Below are 16,026 nucleotides of genomic sequence, written 5' to 3'. Positions count from 1 at the left end.
TTCCATGTAAGAGATATCGACAATAAAAAAGGGGCCTTTCGGCCCCTGAGCAGTATTGGTTGCTGACTTAGAACTGGTATACCAGACCCACGCCAACGATGTTGTCGGTACCGATACCGGCAGCACGAGTGAACTCATTTTCATCCAGCAGGTTGATTTTGTAATCAACATAGGTGGACATGTTTTTGTTGAAGTAGTAGGTCGCGCCAACGTCGATGTATTTCAGGATATCCTGATCACCGAAGTTAACCGTACCGGTGTTGTTGGTGATGTCTTTACCTTTGGACTGCAGGTAAGCGATGGACGGACGCAGACCGAAGTCGAACTGGTACTGTGCAACCACTTCGAAGTTCTGCGCTTTGTTAGCAAAACCGTAAGCAGTAGACGGGCTGGAGCCGTTAGAGGTACCAAAACGGGTTGCGTTGTAGGTCTGAGTGTACTGCGCCGCCAGGTAGATATTGTTGGCGTCGTATTTCAGACCACCGCTGTACACTTCAGCACGATCGCCTTCACCGTACAGTGCAGCGTTGAGTGCGTTCTGGTCAGCAGTACGACGTGAAGAAGACATCGCACCACCCACGCTGAAGCCTGCACCCAGATCGTAGGTCAGGGATGCGCCGTAGCCGTCGCCATTCTGTTGCAATGTGCTACGACCGCTGTTGTTTTCACCGCTTACGCTGCCGTTTTTGCCCTGATACTGCAGTGCAAAGTTCAGGCCGTTAACCAGACCGAAGAAGTCGGTGTTACGGTAAGTTGCAACGCCGTTAGCACGAGATTGCAGGAAGTTATCAGCACCGTAGGTGTCACCGCCGAATTCCGGCAGTACGTCGGTCCAGGAAGTTACGTCGTAGATCACGCCATAGTTACGACCATAGTCGATAGAACCGGCATCAGCCACGCGGATACCGGCGAATGCCAGACGGGTCCACGCCTGATTGCTGGAGGATTCAGTATCGTTCGCCTGAACGTTGTATTCCCATTGACCGTAGCCAGTAACCTGGTCGTTTACCTGAGTTTCGCCTTTAAAGCCGAAACGCACGTATGTCTTGTCACCATCATTGCCTTTGTCGTCGGAGAAATAGTGCAGGCCGTCGACTTTACCGTACAGATCTAATTTGTTGCCATCTTTGTTATAAACTTCAGCCGCATTTGCTGCGCCTGCTACCAGCAGAGCTGGTACCAGGAGGGATAGTACTTTAACTTTCATTTTATTAACCCTCTGTTATATGCATTTTTATTGCCACTGCTTACTGATTAACCCTCTAATCAGTTGGCAAATTCATTCTCTCTAAAAAAGAAGAATAATCCAACAAGAATATGATACGAAAACTTTGAAGATGTTTCATTTTCAGCAATAGGTGTTTCAAAATGTAAATATGAGGGAACTTTTTTTAGCACAAATAGCTAAAAAATAGCGCACAAATAATCAAAAAATATTAAAAATACAAACAAATACAATCAGTTATACAAAAACAATGTTATAGCACTGAATGCAAAACCCTCATCTTCGATCGCAACTAATATAATCAACGCTATCATCATTAACTTTATTTATTACCGTCATTCGAATCTGAATGTCTGTTTACCCCTCTTATGACCGGATGCTTCGCATTCGGTTTTTTTTTACCTTTCTTTACTCACCTTGAATATCAATATACATATAATCACTATTTGTAATGACTATTAATTAATCAATAACCATGCCAGATTTTTCCTATTGCGCTGGCAGGATGATTAATTTCTTGTTATTTCGTGCGATCTTTCTGAGACGTAACGGTAAATAGTTGTACGGTTTTTACGCCTTTGTACATTTTTACCGCTGCGCTTACGGAAGAGCCTGTTTCAATAACGATCCAGGCATTCACTGAAAAGAGAGTCTGGAAATTCATTGATTAACCGATATACTGCCTGCTGTGCACTGCTCTGCAACACGACATCTATTAGTACGCCGCGCAGACAACAGGCGGTTCTTACGGCATGGCAGCAACATTGTCTCAGCGAACAACCGCTGAATGTCCCGGCAGTGTTGTCATAACGGGTTACACACACGAATGAGTCAATCTGACACAATGATCCCTGGCAAATTTTCCCTGATACCGGGCAACATTACCCGTTTCTTTCTTTTGCTGATAATTGTCCTGCTGGTGACGTTAGGCGTGATGATCCAAAGTGCGGTCAACGCCTGGTTAAAGGATAAAAGCTATCAAATCGTCGATGTGACGCATGCGATTCATAAGCGTATAGATACCTGGCGCTACGCAACCTGGCAAATCTACGACAATATCGCCGCGGCACCCGCTTCCAGTCCCAGCGATGGTCTGCAAGAAACCCGGTTAAAACAAGATGTCTACTACCTGGAAAAACCCCGGCGCAAAACCGAAGCACTGATCTTCGGCTCGCATGACAGCTCCACCCTGGAAATGACCCAGCGTATCTCCACCTATCTGGATACGCTTTGGGGCGCTGAAACGGTGCCCTGGTCGATGTATTACCTCAATGGCCAGGATAACAGCATGATCCTGGTCTCCACGCTACCGCTGAAAGACCTCTCCTCCGGCTTTAAAGACAATACTATCAGCAATATTGTCGACTCTCGTCGGGCGGAAATGTTGCAGCAGGCCAATGCACTGGATGAGCGCGAGAGCTTCTCTCCTTTGCGCCGTCTGGCCTGGCAAAATGGGCACTACTTTACGCTGCGCACCACGTTTAACCAGCCAGGGCATCTGGCGACCGTTGTCGCATTTGATCTACCGATTAACGATCTGATCCCGCCGGGGATGACGCTGGACAGCTTTCGCCTTGATCCCGATACCGCGCAAACAAACACGCGTACACAGGATAAAGATGCCGCCGACAGTGCCTCGGTCAATTTTAACAGCGCTAAAATTGAGATCTCCTCTTCGCTTAACGGTACTGGGTTGCGGCTGATTTGGCAGGTGCCGTTTGGCACACTTCTGCTTGATACCCTGCAAAATATCTTGTTGCCATTACTGATGAATATCGGTCTGCTTGCACTTGCGCTGTTTGGCTTCACCACCTTCCGCCATCAATCGGGGCGCAAAAACGACACGCTGGCACCTGCCGGTACGAGTAATGAGCTGCGCGTGATGCGTGCCTTTAATGAAGAGATCGTTTCATTGCTGCCGCTTGGTCTGCTGGTCCATGATCTGGAAGCGAACCGCACGGTGTTGAGTAATAAGATTGCGGACCATCTATTACCGCACCTGAATCTACAAAACATCACCGCCATGGCGGACCAGCATCAAGGCGTGATTCAGGCGACGATAAATAATGAGTTGTACGAGATCCGTCAGTTCCGCAGCCAGGTTGCCTCGCGCACTCAGATCTTTATTATTCGCGACCAGGACAGAGAAGTACTGGTCAATAAAAAGCTGAAACAAGCGCAGCGTCTGTATGAAAAAAACCAGCAGGGCCGCGCCATCTTTATGAACAACCTCGCCGATGCGCTGAAACTGCCGGTGAAAACGTTGGCCAGCGAAGCCGCCACATTACAAACCCAGGAAGGCAATACGTTGGCGGATCACGCCGACAGGCTGGTGCAACTGGTTGATGAGATCCAACTGGCAAACATGCTGGAAAGCGATAGCTGGAAAGGCTCGTCCACCCAGTTTTCCATCCAGGATCTGATCGATGAAGTAGTGCCGGAGGTGCTGCCGGCTATCAAGCGCAAAGGCCTGCAGTTGCTGATTAACAACCATCTTCCGGCGAACGAAGAACGCCACGGTGACCGTGATGCGCTACGTCGGATATTGCTGCTGCTGATCCAATATGCAGTAACAACCACACAGATGGGCAAAATCACCCTGGAAGTGAGTATGGACGAGTCAGCGGGCGATCGTCTGACTTTCCGTATTCTCGACACCGGCGTTGGAGTGAGCAACAGTGAGATCGATAATCTGCACTTCCCGTTCCTGAATCCCACCCAGGGCGACCAGTACGGGAAAGCCAACGCCCTCACCTTCTGGCTATGCGATCAACTGGCAAGAAAGCTGGGTGGGCATTTGAATATCAAGGCACGGGAAGATCTGGGTACCCGCTATTCACTGCATGTGAAAATGGCTGCCCGTCCGCAGCAGGAAGAAAGCGAAGAAAAATTGCTCGATGACGTCGTGGCGATGATTGATATTACCTCGATTGAAATTCGCAATATTGTCGTTCGTCAGTTAGAAAACTGGGGGGCAAGCTGTATTTCCCCGGATGAACGACTTTCAAGTCAAGAATATGATCTCTTTTTGACAGATAATCCGTCTAATCTTACTGCCTCGGGCTTGCTTTTAAGCGATGATGAGGTCGGCGTGCGGAAAATTGGCCCTGGCCAGCTGCGCGTCAACTTTAATATGAGCAATGCAATGCAGGGAGCAATATTGCAGCTTATTGAGGAGCAACTGGCGCAGGAAGATGTACCGGAGTCGCCTTTGGGGGGTGACGAAAACGCCGAACTCCACGCCAGCGGCTATTACGCCCTGTTTGTTGACACAGTACCCGATGATGTTAAGAGGTTGTATACTGAGTCGGCGTTGAGCGATTTCGCTGCGCTGGCGCAGACGGCACACCGCTTGAAAGGCGTGTTTGCCATGCTTAATCTGGTACCTGGTAAGCAGTTGTGCGAAACGCTGGAGCAATTAATTCGTGAATCCGATGCTCCAGGTATAGAAAATTACATCAGCGACATTGACGCTTACGTCAAGAGCTTGCTGTAGCAAGGTAGCCTAATACATGAACAATATGAACGTAATTATTGCCGATGACCATCCGATTGTACTGTTCGGTATTCGTAAGTCACTCGAACAAATCGAATGGGTCAATGTAGTCGGTGAATTTGAAGACTCTACAGCACTCATCAACAACCTGCCGAAACTTGAGGCAAACGTATTGATCACCGATCTGTCAATGCCGGGTGACAAGTACGGTGATGGCATCACGCTGATCAAATACATTAAGCGTCATTTCCCGACGTTGTCGATTATTGTGCTGACCATGAATAACAACCCGGCGATCCTTAGCGCGGTACTGGATCTGGACATTGAAGGCATCGTGCTGAAACAGGGCGCACCAACCGATCTGCCGAAAGCGCTCGCAGCGCTGCAAAAAGGGAAAAAATTCACCCCGGAGAGCGTTTCCCGCCTGCTGGAAAAAATCAGCGCCGGGGGTTATGGCGACAAACGTCTGTCACCAAAAGAGAGCGAAGTACTGCGTCTGTTTGCAGAAGGTTTCCTGGTAACGGAAATCGCCAAAAAACTGAACCGCAGTATCAAGACCATCAGTAGCCAGAAAAAATCCGCAATGATGAAACTGGGCGTGGACAACGATATTGCGCTGCTGAACTACCTCTCCTCCGTCACGCTGACGCAAACGGAAAAAGAGTAATTCCCGAAACCCCGGCAGAAGCCGGGGTTCTTTTTATCCGCTTTACCGACGGTTGTTTCTGACTCGCGCGGCATACACAGCCAGTGTTTGTCTGATCACATCCAGCGTGACCGGTTTCGACAGACAGCTATCCATCCCCGACTCCAGACAACGCTGCTTCTCTTCCGCCAGCGCATTGGCCGTTACACCAATCACTGGCAGCGTCAGGCCAAGCTGCCGGATACGTTGCGTCAGACGGTAACCATCCATATTCGGCATGTTGACATCGCTCAGAACGATGTCGATATGGTTTTTACTCAGAACATTCAGCGCATCGATGCCATCGTTCGCGGTTTTACACTGATACCCCAGCGAACCCAGTTGATCGGCCAGCAAACGCCGGTTGATAGGATGATCGTCCACCACCAGAATCATCATATCGTCATTGCGCGCGGCTTCAATAACCGCTTCCGGCAAGGCGTCATTGGCCTGAGGTTCAACAACCTGCACGCGGTAAATACGTCCCAACAGCGCCAGCAGATCGTGCGGCGATGCCACGCTGTGCAACCATTCGCCCGGGGCACGCTCCAGCGGAATGCCAATGTGACGACGGCAGAAAATGACCACTGCGCGACCGGTCCATGGCGAGGAAAGCTCATCGTCAGTGATCAGCGTATCCATGTTGCCCAGCGTCCGCCCGTCATACTGTTTCACCTTGATCCCTTGCCACTTAAGCAAGGTTTCCAGATACCCGGACAGTGACGCATTACGCACTGCCAGCCAGCAGCAGGTATCAGCCAGTCCATCCACTTCCACTGGCGCAGGAGCCACGCTGCCATACAGCGGAATACGAATAGTAAACTGGCTACCCATGCCAGGTTCGGTATCCACCGAAATATCGCCATCCATCATGCTGATCAGCTTTTCGCAAATCGCCAGCCCCAGCCCGGTCCCCTGAAAGTTACGCTGCACACCCGTCCCGACCTGGAAGAAGGGATCGAATAACCGCACCACTTCTTTGCCAGGAATGCCGACGCCGGTATCACGTACACGAATGCTGAGGTAATCCTCATCGCGCTGGACATGCAAAATAATGCAGCCAATATCGGTGAATTTGATGGCATTGCTCAACAGGTTAGAGATCACCTGTTGCAAACGCATCGGATCGCCATTGAGCGTTGCGGGAACATCAGGTTCGATAAAGCAGTACAGCCCGAGCTGTTTACGCACGACCAGTGGCAAATAGTTCGCGGTGATATGACTCATCACTTCACGAGGAGAAAACTCGCGCGGTTCAATCTTCAGTTGCTCGGATTCAATTTTTGAGAAATCGAGAATATCGCTGATGATTTTCAACAGCAGACTGGAGGAGTTATTCATTGCCGTCACCAGCCTGTCGACCCCTTTCGGCAACTCTTTCGTTTGCAGCAGGTCAAGGTTGCCAATAATGCCGTACAGCGGTGTGCGCAGTTCATGGCTGACCGTCGCAAGGAACATCGATTTCGACTGGCTTGCCTGTTCTGCCGCCTGCGCCATCTCCTGCAGCGATTCTTCCATTTTTACGCGCGCAGAGACGTCCACCAGCACGCAAATCGCCACGTTTTCATTGCGATAACGCGAGTGGACGAAGCTAATTTGCAGGTTGGTGTTATTACTGGTCAACACATCAACGAAGTTGACCTGCTGACCGCAAATGATCTGTGTCAGCCGCTGCCGATCTTCATGCGTCAGCATATTCAGATAGTTATGCGCCAGCTCGTTACTCAGGATATTGGTCCCATCCTGAGTACGCAGAATACAGATGCCGACCGGTGCCGAGGCAACAATCTTACGGTTGAACTGCTCATGCTCTTCCAGTCGTTGCGCATCATTTTCCGCCGGAATAAAAATACGCCGTTCATACATTCGCGCCAGGGTAAACAGCGCCACGCCTACCAGCACGTTGAGCAATACGGCGTTGAGGATCAGCATACGAATCCGCTCCAGCACCATATCAACCGGCACGGAGTAGACCACGCTTAACGACGAGGGCGGCAAGCTCTTTTTCAGGATCAGTTCGCGAAAACCGGAGGTATAACCAAACCAGGAGCGCTCCTGCATCCAGCGCGGCTCAGCCGAAATCCCGTTATCCTGCCCGGTGAGCGAAATCAGCGAGTGCCCGCTTTCATCCAGAATCGTGACCCCCATTGGCAAACTGCCTGGGGTAAAGAAGTTTTCCATGCGGATGGATTGCTCAGTGCCCAACAGCGCCTGCAGACGATTCCCCAGATAGACGGGCGTCAGCGCATAAAAGTAGCCAATACCCGGACGCGGCCCCTGGCTCATCCAGTAGACATTGTTGCTGCGTTCGTCCTGCGGCGCATTACGGTATTTCACAATGCGTTCATGCAGGCTTTTCAGCGTATCATCCCGCTCGACGGGCAGATCCCGCAGACCAAAGTCAGCCATACAGAGATTATCGCTACCGATCAAAAATACGCGGTTGAGATCGTAAGCCGCAGAGAAATTGTCGCGCCAGTAGCGCATAAACCAGGCCAGCGACTCCAGCGAGCCGCGCCAGGAATTGCCCATCGACGAACAGTCGGAATCCGGGAACAGCGGCGAGAATGTCGGCACATCGGTTTTATCATCGCGGTTACGCGAAGTGAGAATACCGTTTTCCGCCGTCAGACGATTTTCAGCAATATACTTCAGCTCTTTCATCACATCCGAGGTACGCTGGATATAGCGCTGCGCCTGATCGGAGCTTAAGTTAAACTCCTGGCGGATTTCGGACTCTTTATCATGCAGAGCGTTAACAATGTAGAAGACGGAGAAAAAGGCAATCAACAGCCAAAGCAATAGCGCCAGCGCCCTGAACAAATAGCGGGAGACTTTCAGGGTACTGCGAAAAGAGACAAGGTATTTCAACCTGGAAAAACTCCGCCACAAGGAAGATAAAAAAGGGTGTGGTTAAGGTAGCGGTAAAACGCGAAGCCCGCAACGGCCATGAAAAAGGGCCGGAAACCGGCCCTTTGAAACGCATTATTCGGCGTCGTCGTCTGCGACATCATCATCAGTGTCAGCTTCCGGCGCGATATCATCGTCCCCTTCCGCTATGCTACCGTCGATGGAGTCCAGCTCTTCGTCGTCCACCGGCTCAGCCACACGTTGCAGCCCCACAACGTTTTCATCTTCCGCGGTGCGGATCAGAATAACGCCCTGGGTATTACGGCCCACCACGCTGATTTCAGACACGCGCGTACGCACCAGCGTACCGGCATCAGTAATCATCATGATCTGGTCACTGTCATCAACCTGCACCGCGCCCACCACAGCGCCATTGCGCTCGGTGACCTTGATGGAAATCACGCCCTGCGTACCACGAGACTTAGTCGGGTATTCGGTTTCTGCCGTACGTTTACCGTAACCGTTCTGCGTCACCGTCAGAATTGCGCCTTCGCCGCGCGGAACAATCAGCGAAACGACGCTGTCGTTTTCTGCCAGCTTAATGCCGCGTACGCCGGTCGCCGTACGACCCATTGCACGAACGGCACTATCTTTAAAGCGCACCACTTTACCGGCAGCAGAGAACAGCATCACTTCGTCATTGCCCGAAGTCAGATCCACACCAATCAGCTCGTCGCCTTCGTTCAGGTTCACGGCGATGATGCCAGCAGAACGCGGACGGCTGAATTCAGTCAGTGCCGTTTTCTTCACGGTACCGCTGGCGGTTGCCATAAAGACGTTAACGCCCTCTTCGTACTCGCGTACCGGCAGAATCGCCGTAATACGTTCATTCGGTTCCAGCGGCAGCAGGTTAACGATCGGACGACCACGTGCCCCACGGCTCGCTTCCGGCAGTTGGTAAACCTTCATCCAGTACAGACGACCACGGCTGGAGAAGCAGAGGATCGTATCGTGGGTGTTGGCCACCAGCAGGCGGTCAATAAAGTCTTCTTCTTTAATACGCGCAGCGGATTTCCCTTTACCACCACGACGCTGAGCTTCGTAATCGGTCAGCGGCTGATATTTCACATAGCCCTGATGCGACAGCGTGACAACAACGTCTTCCTGGTTGATCAGGTCTTCGATATTAATATCGGCGGTATTAGCGGTAATTTCCGTGCGACGCGCATCGCCAAACTGTTCACGAACCAGCTCAAGCTCTTCGCGGATCACTTCCATCAGGCGCTCTGCGCTACCGAGAATGTGCAGCAGTTCAGCGATCTGCTCCAGCAGCTCTTTGTACTCTTCGAGCAGTTTTTCATGCTCAAGGCCGGTAAGTTTCTGCAAGCGCAGATCCAGAATTGCCTGGGCCTGTTGTTCGGTCAGATAGTATTTCCCGTCGCGGATCCCGAACTCCGGTTCCAGCCACTCCGGACGCGCAGCGTCATCACCCGCGCGCTCCAACATAGCGGCAACATTGCCCAGATCCCACGGCTGTGCGATCAGGCCTGCTTTCGCTTCTGCCGGCGTCGGCGCACGACGGATCAGTTCAATGATCGGGTCGATATTCGCCAGCGCAACCGCCAGCGCTTCAAGGATATGCGCACGATCGCGCGCTTTACGCAGTTCAAAAATCGTACGGCGCGTCACCACTTCACGGCGGTGCCGAACAAACGCCGCCAGGATCTCTTTCAGCGTCATGATCTTCGGTTGACCGTGGTGCAGTGCAACCATGTTGATACCGAAAGAGACCTGCAGTTGCGTCTGGGAGTAGAGGTTATTCAGCACCACTTCACCCACCGCATCGCGCTTCACTTCAATCACGATGCGCATGCCGTCTTTATCAGACTCGTCACGCAGCGCGCTAATGCCTTCCACGCGTTTGTCTTTTACCAGCTCGGCGATCTTCTCGATCAGACGCGCTTTGTTCACCTGATACGGAATTTCGTGAACGATGATCGTTTCACGACCGCTTTTCGCATCGGTTTCCACTTCTGCGCGGGCGCGAATATAGATTTTGCCGCGACCGGTGCGGTAAGCCTCTTCAATGCCGCGACGGCCATTAATAATGGCGGCGGTTGGGAAGTCCGGCCCCGGAATATGCTCCATCAGCCCTTCAACGCTGATATCTTCGTTGTCGATATAGGCCAGACAGCCGTTGATCACTTCCGTCAGGTTGTGTGGCGGAATGTTGGTCGCCATACCGACTGCAATACCCGAAGAACCGTTAACCAGCAGGTTCGGGATCTTGGTAGGCATTACATCAGGAATTTTTTCGGTACCGTCGTAGTTATCGACGTAATCTACCGTCTCTTTTTCCAGATCGGCCATCAATTCATGGGCGATCTTCGCCAGGCGGATTTCCGTATAACGCATCGCCGCCGCAGAGTCACCATCGATAGAACCGAAGTTACCCTGACCATCAACCAGCATGTAACGCAGCGAGAATGGCTGCGCCATACGGACAATGGTGTCATACACCGCGGAATCACCATGAGGATGGTATTTACCGATTACGTCACCAACGACACGGGCAGATTTTTTGTAGGCTTTATTCCAGTCATTGCCCAATACGTTCATGGCGTAAAGTACGCGACGGTGAACCGGTTTTAAGCCATCTCGGACGTCAGGAAGCGCACGGCCAACAATGACCGACATCGCATAATCCAGATAGGAGCTTTTCAGCTCTTCCTCGATGTTAACCGGTGTAATTTCTCTCGCAAGGTCGCTCATCTAACCGCTATCCCTCTACTGTATCCCGGATTCAAAGGTCGCAAATTATAACACAACCGCTTTGAGACAGGTAAATCTATAACACCCGCGCAAAGGTTTATTCATCCCGTTGGCCTGATATACTCGGCAGTCTACTTTTGAGAGGAGTAATTGCCCCCATGAATGCCGAAAAATCGTCGGTCGCTCAGAACGTTGATCATGCTGAAATCGCCAAATTTGAAGCGGTAGCCTCGCGCTGGTGGGATAAAGAGGGTGAGTTTAAACCCCTGCACCGCATTAACCCGCTGCGCCTGAACTATATCGCCGGGCATGCGGATGGCCTGTTTGGGAAAAACGTGCTGGATGTAGGCTGCGGTGGCGGTATTCTGGCGGAGAGCATGGCGCGCGAAGGCGCCAACGTCACCGGCCTGGATATGGGGTTTGAACCGTTGCAGGTCGCGCGCTTACATGCGCTGGAATCAGGTATTCAGGTGAACTACGTGCAGGAAACCGTCGAAGAACATGCGGCAAAACACGCCGGACATTACGACGTCGTTACCTGTATGGAGATGCTGGAGCACGTGCCGGACCCGCAATCCGTCGTGAAAGCTTGTGCGCAGTTAGTAAAACCCGGCGGCCATGTGTTCTTTTCTACCATTAACCGCAACGGTAAAGCCTGGCTGATGGCGGTGGTCGGTGCGGAATATGTGCTGCGAATGGTGCCGAAAGGCACACACGATGTGAAAAAATTCATCAAACCTGCCGAGCTGCTCACCTGGGTTGATGGCACCGTGTTAAAAGAGCGTCACATCACCGGGTTACACTATAATCCGTTGCTGGATAAATTTACCTTAGGGCCAGGCGTTGATGTTAATTACATGTTACATACAACAGCAAAAAACGACTAAGGTCATCAGTTAAAGTTATAAAGATTGCGCAGTGTCAAACTGCGCAGTTGCTATTCCCGATGAAGAAATCAGCACTTGATCAAAAATTCATTTTTTTTTGAGAAATATTGACATCCCCGCCAGGCCTTACGGCACGAGGACTTAGCGATTATTACGCTTTCGCAACCTCAATTTAACCTCAAAATCAACTCTTGTACTGAAAAGAATCCTTACTAGAATACTCACCATATAGCGTTTTTCTTATCGCAAACCCCCTATATCTAGTATTTATCCACAGAGTTAGTCACAGCGTCTGATTGTGGATAAAGGGGGGATACTTTTATTTCACGGACAGGTAATCACATGAATCAGAGTCTGCTGGTGACAAAGCGTGACGGTGGCACAGAGCGCATCAATCTCGACAAAATTCATCGGGTGCTGGATTGGGCGGCTGAAGGGCTGCATAACGTCTCCATCTCGCAGGTCGAGCTGCGTTCGCACATTCAGTTCTATGATGGGATTAAAACGTCTGACATTCACGAAACCATTATTAAAGCTGCCGCGGACCTGATCTCCCGCGACGCGCCGGATTACCAATATCTGGCAGCGCGCCTGGCGATTTTCCACCTGCGTAAAAAAGCCTACGGTCAGTTCGAACCGCCGGCTCTGTTTGATCACGTCACAAAAATGGTCGAACTGGGCAAATACGATCATCATCTGCTGGAAGACTACACGGAAGAAGAGTTCAAGCAGATGGATGGGTTTATCGATCACTGGCGTGATATGAACTTCTCCTATGCTGCGGTAAAACAGCTTGAAGGCAAGTATCTGGTGCAGAACCGCGTGACCGGCGAGATCTACGAGAGCGCGCAGTTCCTCTATATTCTGGTTGCGGCGTGCCTGTTCTCGAACTACCCGCGTGAAACCCGTCTGGACTATGTGAAACGCTTCTATGACGCGGTGTCCACGTTTAAAATTTCGCTGCCGACGCCGATCATGTCCGGCGTGCGTACCCCGACCCGCCAGTTCAGCTCTTGCGTACTGATCGAGTGCGGCGACAGCCTGGATTCCATTAACGCCACTTCCAGCGCGATTGTGAAATACGTTTCCCAGCGTGCCGGCATCGGTATCAACGCCGGTCGCATCCGTGCGCTGGGTAGCCCGATCCGTGGCGGCGAAGCTTTCCACACCGGTTGTATTCCGTTCTACAAGCACTTCCAGACTGCGGTGAAATCCTGCTCTCAGGGCGGCGTGCGTGGCGGTGCAGCTACACTGTTCTACCCCATGTGGCACCTGGAAGTCGAAAGCCTGCTGGTGCTGAAAAACAACCGCGGCGTCGAAGGCAACCGCGTGCGTCATATGGACTACGGCGTGCAGATCAACAAATTGATGTACACCCGCCTGCTGAAAGGGGAAGAGATTACCCTGTTCAGCCCGTCCGACGTCCCGGGCTTGTACGATGCATTCTTTGCCGATCAGGACGAATTTGAACGTCTGTACACGAAATACGAAAAAGACGACAGCATCCGCAAACAACGCGTGAAAGCCGTTGATCTCTTCTCGCTGATGATGCAGGAACGCGCCTCTACCGGCCGTATCTACATTCAGAACGTGGACCACTGCAATACGCATAGCCCGTTCGATCCGATGGTGGCACCGGTCCGTCAGTCGAACCTGTGCCTGGAAATCGCGCTGCCGACCAAGCCGCTGGACGACGTCAACGACGAGAGCGGTGAAATCGCGCTCTGTACGCTTTCCGCGTTTAACCTCGGGGCGATTAAAAACCTCGATGAGCTGGAAGAGCTGGCGACACTGGCTGTCCGTGCACTGGATGCCCTGCTTGATTATCAGGATTACCCGATCCCCGCAGCAAAACGCGGTGCGATGGGCCGTCGTACGCTGGGCATTGGCGTCATTAACTTTGCTTACTGGCTGGCGAAAAACGGTAAACGTTACTCCGACGGCAGCGCCAACAACCTGACGCACCAGACCTTTGAAGCCATTCAGTACTGGTTGCTGAAAGCGTCGAACGAGCTGGCGAAAGAGCAAGGCGCATGCCCGTGGTTTAACGAAACGACTTACTCGCAGGGTATTCTGCCGATCGATACCTACAAGAAAGATCTCGACGGTATTACCAACGAGCCGCTGCATTACGATTGGGAAGCGCTTCGTGAATCAATCAAAACGCACGGCCTGCGTAACTCCACGCTCTCCGCGCTGATGCCGTCAGAAACGTCGTCGCAGATCTCCAACGCCACCAACGGCATTGAGCCGCCGCGTGGTCATGTGAGCATCAAAGCGTCGAAAGACGGGATCCTGCGTCAGGTTGTGCCGGACTACGAAAAACTGAGCACGGCCTATGAGCTGCTGTGGGAAATGCCGAACAATGACGGCTACCTGCAACTGGTTGGCATCATGCAGAAATTTATCGACCAGTCGATTTCAGCAAACACCAACTACGATCCGTCTCGTTTCCCGTCGGGTAAAGTGCCGATGCAGCAATTGCTGAAAGACCTGCTCACCGCCTACAAATTTGGTGTGAAGACGCTGTATTATCAGAACACCCGCGATGGTGCAGAAGATGCCCAGGATGACCTGGCGCCTTCCATCCAGGATGATGGCTGCGAAAGCGGCGCATGTAAGATCTAACGAAGGGGCGGGGAAACCCGCCCTTTTCTTTCGCAAGACAGGACTCACATTCAATGGTATACACCACTTTTTCACAGACGAAAAACGATCAGCTGCAGGAGCCGATGTTCTTTGGCCAGCCGGTTAACGTGGCGCGCTACGATCAGCAAAAATATGACATCTTCGAAAAGCTGATTGAAAAGCAACTTTCCTTCTTCTGGCGTCCGGAAGAAGTGGACGTTTCCCGCGATCGCATCGACTTCCAGGCGCTGCCGGAACATGAAAAACATATCTTCCTCAGTAATCTGAAATACCAGACATTGCTGGACTCCATTCAGGGCCGCAGTCCGAACGTCGCACTGCTGCCGCTGATTTCCATTCCGGAACTGGAAACCTGGGTAGAAACCTGGGCGTTCTCAGAAACGATACACTCGCGCTCTTACACCCACATCATCCGCAATATCGTTAACGATCCGGCGGTGGTGTTTGACGATATCGTCACTAACGAGCAGATCCTCAAGCGCGCGGAAGGCATTTCGCACTTTTATGATGATCTGATTGAGATGACCAGCTACTGGCACTTGCTGGGCGAAGGCACGCACACCGTAAACGGTAAAACCGTCACCGTGAACCTGCGCGAGTTGAAAAAGAAACTTTATCTGTGCCTGATGAGCGTCAACGCGCTGGAGGCGATTCGCTTCTATGTCAGCTTCGCCTGCTCCTTCGCCTTTGCCGAACGCGAACTGATGGAAGGCAATGCAAAAATCATCCGGCTGATCGCCCGTGATGAAGCACTGCACCTGACCGGTACCCAGCATATGCTGAACTTGCTGCGTTCCGGCGCAGACGATCCGGAAATGGCGGAGATTGCGCAAGAGTGCAAACAAGAGTGCTATGACCTGTTCGTGCAGGCGGCATTACAGGAAAAAGAGTGGGCGGAATATCTGTTCCAGGGCGGCTCGATGATCGGCCTGAACAAAGACATTCTCTGCCAGTACGTCGAGTACATCACCAACATCCGTATGCAGGCGGTGGGCCTCGATTTACCGTTCCAGACCCGCTCCAACCCGATTCCGTGGATCAACACCTGGCTGGTGTCCGATAACGTGCAGGTTGCGCCGCAGGAAGTGGAAGTCAGCTCCTACCTCGTTGGTCAGATCGACGCTGAAGTCGATACTGACGATTTGAGCAACTTCCAGCTCTGATGATGAGCCGCATAACGCTGCGCCTTTCCGGCACACAAGTGCTGTGCCGGGATGAACACCCCTCTTTGCTGGTGGCGCTGGAATCACAGCAGGTTGAAGTGGAGTACCAGTGCCGCGAAGGCTACTGCGGCTCCTGCCGCTGTCGGTTGGTGGCAGGCCAGGTGGACTGGATTGCTGAACCGCTGGCCTTTATCAACGACGGGGAAATTTTGCCCTGCTGCTGCCGGGCAAAAGGCGATATCGAAATCGAGATGTAAACCAGATCAGCGCAAAATCCGCGTTATAAAAAAAGGCCTTTT

General features: G+C 51.9%; 9 protein-coding genes. 6 read left to right on the top strand and 3 right to left on the bottom strand.

Annotated elements, in window-relative coordinates; genetic code table 11:
* Positions 1-67: 67 nt before the first annotated feature.
* Positions 68-1,207, bottom strand: a complete 1,140-nt coding sequence (locus O9K67_RS07975; protein ID WP_061493954.1) for a porin OmpC — start codon at positions 1,205-1,207, stop codon at positions 68-70.
* Between the two features lie 844 nt (positions 1,208-2,051).
* Between O9K67_RS07975 and rcsD the strand changes: the two genes are divergently transcribed.
* Positions 2,052-4,721 (top strand): phosphotransferase RcsD, encoded by a 2,670-nt coding sequence (gene rcsD / locus O9K67_RS07970; RefSeq protein ID WP_082794146.1) that lies wholly within the window; start codon positions 2,052-2,054, stop codon positions 4,719-4,721.
* A gap of 16 nt (positions 4,722-4,737) precedes the next feature.
* Positions 4,738-5,388: a response regulator transcription factor RcsB gene (gene rcsB, locus O9K67_RS07965; protein ID WP_017458563.1), complete on the top strand. Its 651-nt coding sequence runs from the start codon at positions 4,738-4,740 to the stop codon at positions 5,386-5,388.
* A gap of 42 nt (positions 5,389-5,430) precedes the next feature.
* On the opposite strand, the gene rcsC is transcribed toward rcsB, so the two are convergent.
* Complete coding sequence (rcsC, locus tag O9K67_RS07960; protein ID WP_061493952.1) at positions 5,431-8,277, bottom strand: two-component system sensor histidine kinase RcsC; 2,847 nt, start codon at positions 8,275-8,277, stop codon at positions 5,431-5,433.
* A gap of 114 nt (positions 8,278-8,391) precedes the next feature.
* The gene (gene gyrA, locus O9K67_RS07955) at positions 8,392-11,028 is read right to left on the bottom strand and encodes a DNA topoisomerase (ATP-hydrolyzing) subunit A (protein WP_061493951.1); all 2,637 of its coding nucleotides are present in this window, start codon (positions 11,026-11,028) and stop codon (positions 8,392-8,394) included.
* Positions 11,029-11,186: 158 nt separating this feature from the next.
* On the opposite strand from gyrA, the gene ubiG reads away from it, so the two are divergent.
* The 4 genes from ubiG to yfaE all read left to right on the top strand — a co-directional run bounded on the left by ubiG (position 11,187) and on the right by yfaE (position 15,984).
* On the top strand, positions 11,187-11,915 hold the full coding sequence (gene ubiG / locus O9K67_RS07950) for a bifunctional 2-polyprenyl-6-hydroxyphenol methylase/3-demethylubiquinol 3-O-methyltransferase UbiG (protein WP_061493950.1): 729 nt from the start codon (positions 11,187-11,189) through the stop codon (positions 11,913-11,915).
* A 342-nt stretch (positions 11,916-12,257) separates the two neighbouring features.
* Positions 12,258-14,543 carry a class 1a ribonucleoside-diphosphate reductase subunit alpha gene (gene nrdA / locus O9K67_RS07945; protein WP_061493949.1) on the top strand — a complete coding sequence of 762 codons (2,286 nt, stop codon included), beginning with the start codon at positions 12,258-12,260 and terminating at the stop codon, positions 14,541-14,543.
* Positions 14,544-14,596: 53 nt separating this feature from the next.
* Positions 14,597-15,727 (top strand): class Ia ribonucleoside-diphosphate reductase subunit beta, encoded by a 1,131-nt coding sequence (nrdB, locus tag O9K67_RS07940; protein WP_061493948.1) that lies wholly within the window; start codon positions 14,597-14,599, stop codon positions 15,725-15,727.
* Positions 15,728-15,729: 2 nt separating this feature from the next.
* Entirely contained in the window at positions 15,730-15,984 is a 255-nt protein-coding gene (gene yfaE / locus O9K67_RS07935; protein ID WP_061499845.1) for a class I ribonucleotide reductase maintenance protein YfaE, read from the top strand.
* Positions 15,985-16,026 lie beyond the last annotated feature (42 nt).

It is taken from the genome of Kosakonia oryzendophytica (assembly GCF_027886705.1).
GTDB lineage: Bacteria > Pseudomonadota > Gammaproteobacteria > Enterobacterales > Enterobacteriaceae > Kosakonia > Kosakonia oryzendophytica.
Note: the sequence above shows the minus strand (reverse complement) of the source record. Positions and strands in the feature narration are given on the sequence as shown.

Coding starts and splice junctions, on each gene's coding strand:
- O9K67_RS07975 (WP_061493954.1), bottom strand. CDS start 1,207: ATGAAAGTTAAAGTACTATCCCTCCTGGTACCAGCTCTGCTGGTAGCA.
- rcsD (WP_082794146.1), top strand. CDS start 2,052: ATGAGTCAATCTGACACAATGATCCCTGGCAAATTTTCCCTGATACCG.
- rcsB (WP_017458563.1), top strand. CDS start 4,738: ATGAACAATATGAACGTAATTATTGCCGATGACCATCCGATTGTACTG.
- gyrA (WP_061493951.1), bottom strand. CDS start 11,028: ATGAGCGACCTTGCGAGAGAAATTACACCGGTTAACATCGAGGAAGAG.
- ubiG (WP_061493950.1), top strand. CDS start 11,187: ATGAATGCCGAAAAATCGTCGGTCGCTCAGAACGTTGATCATGCTGAA.
- nrdA (WP_061493949.1), top strand. CDS start 12,258: ATGAATCAGAGTCTGCTGGTGACAAAGCGTGACGGTGGCACAGAGCGC.
- nrdB (WP_061493948.1), top strand. CDS start 14,597: ATGGTATACACCACTTTTTCACAGACGAAAAACGATCAGCTGCAGGAG.
- yfaE (WP_061499845.1), top strand. CDS start 15,730: ATGAGCCGCATAACGCTGCGCCTTTCCGGCACACAAGTGCTGTGCCGG.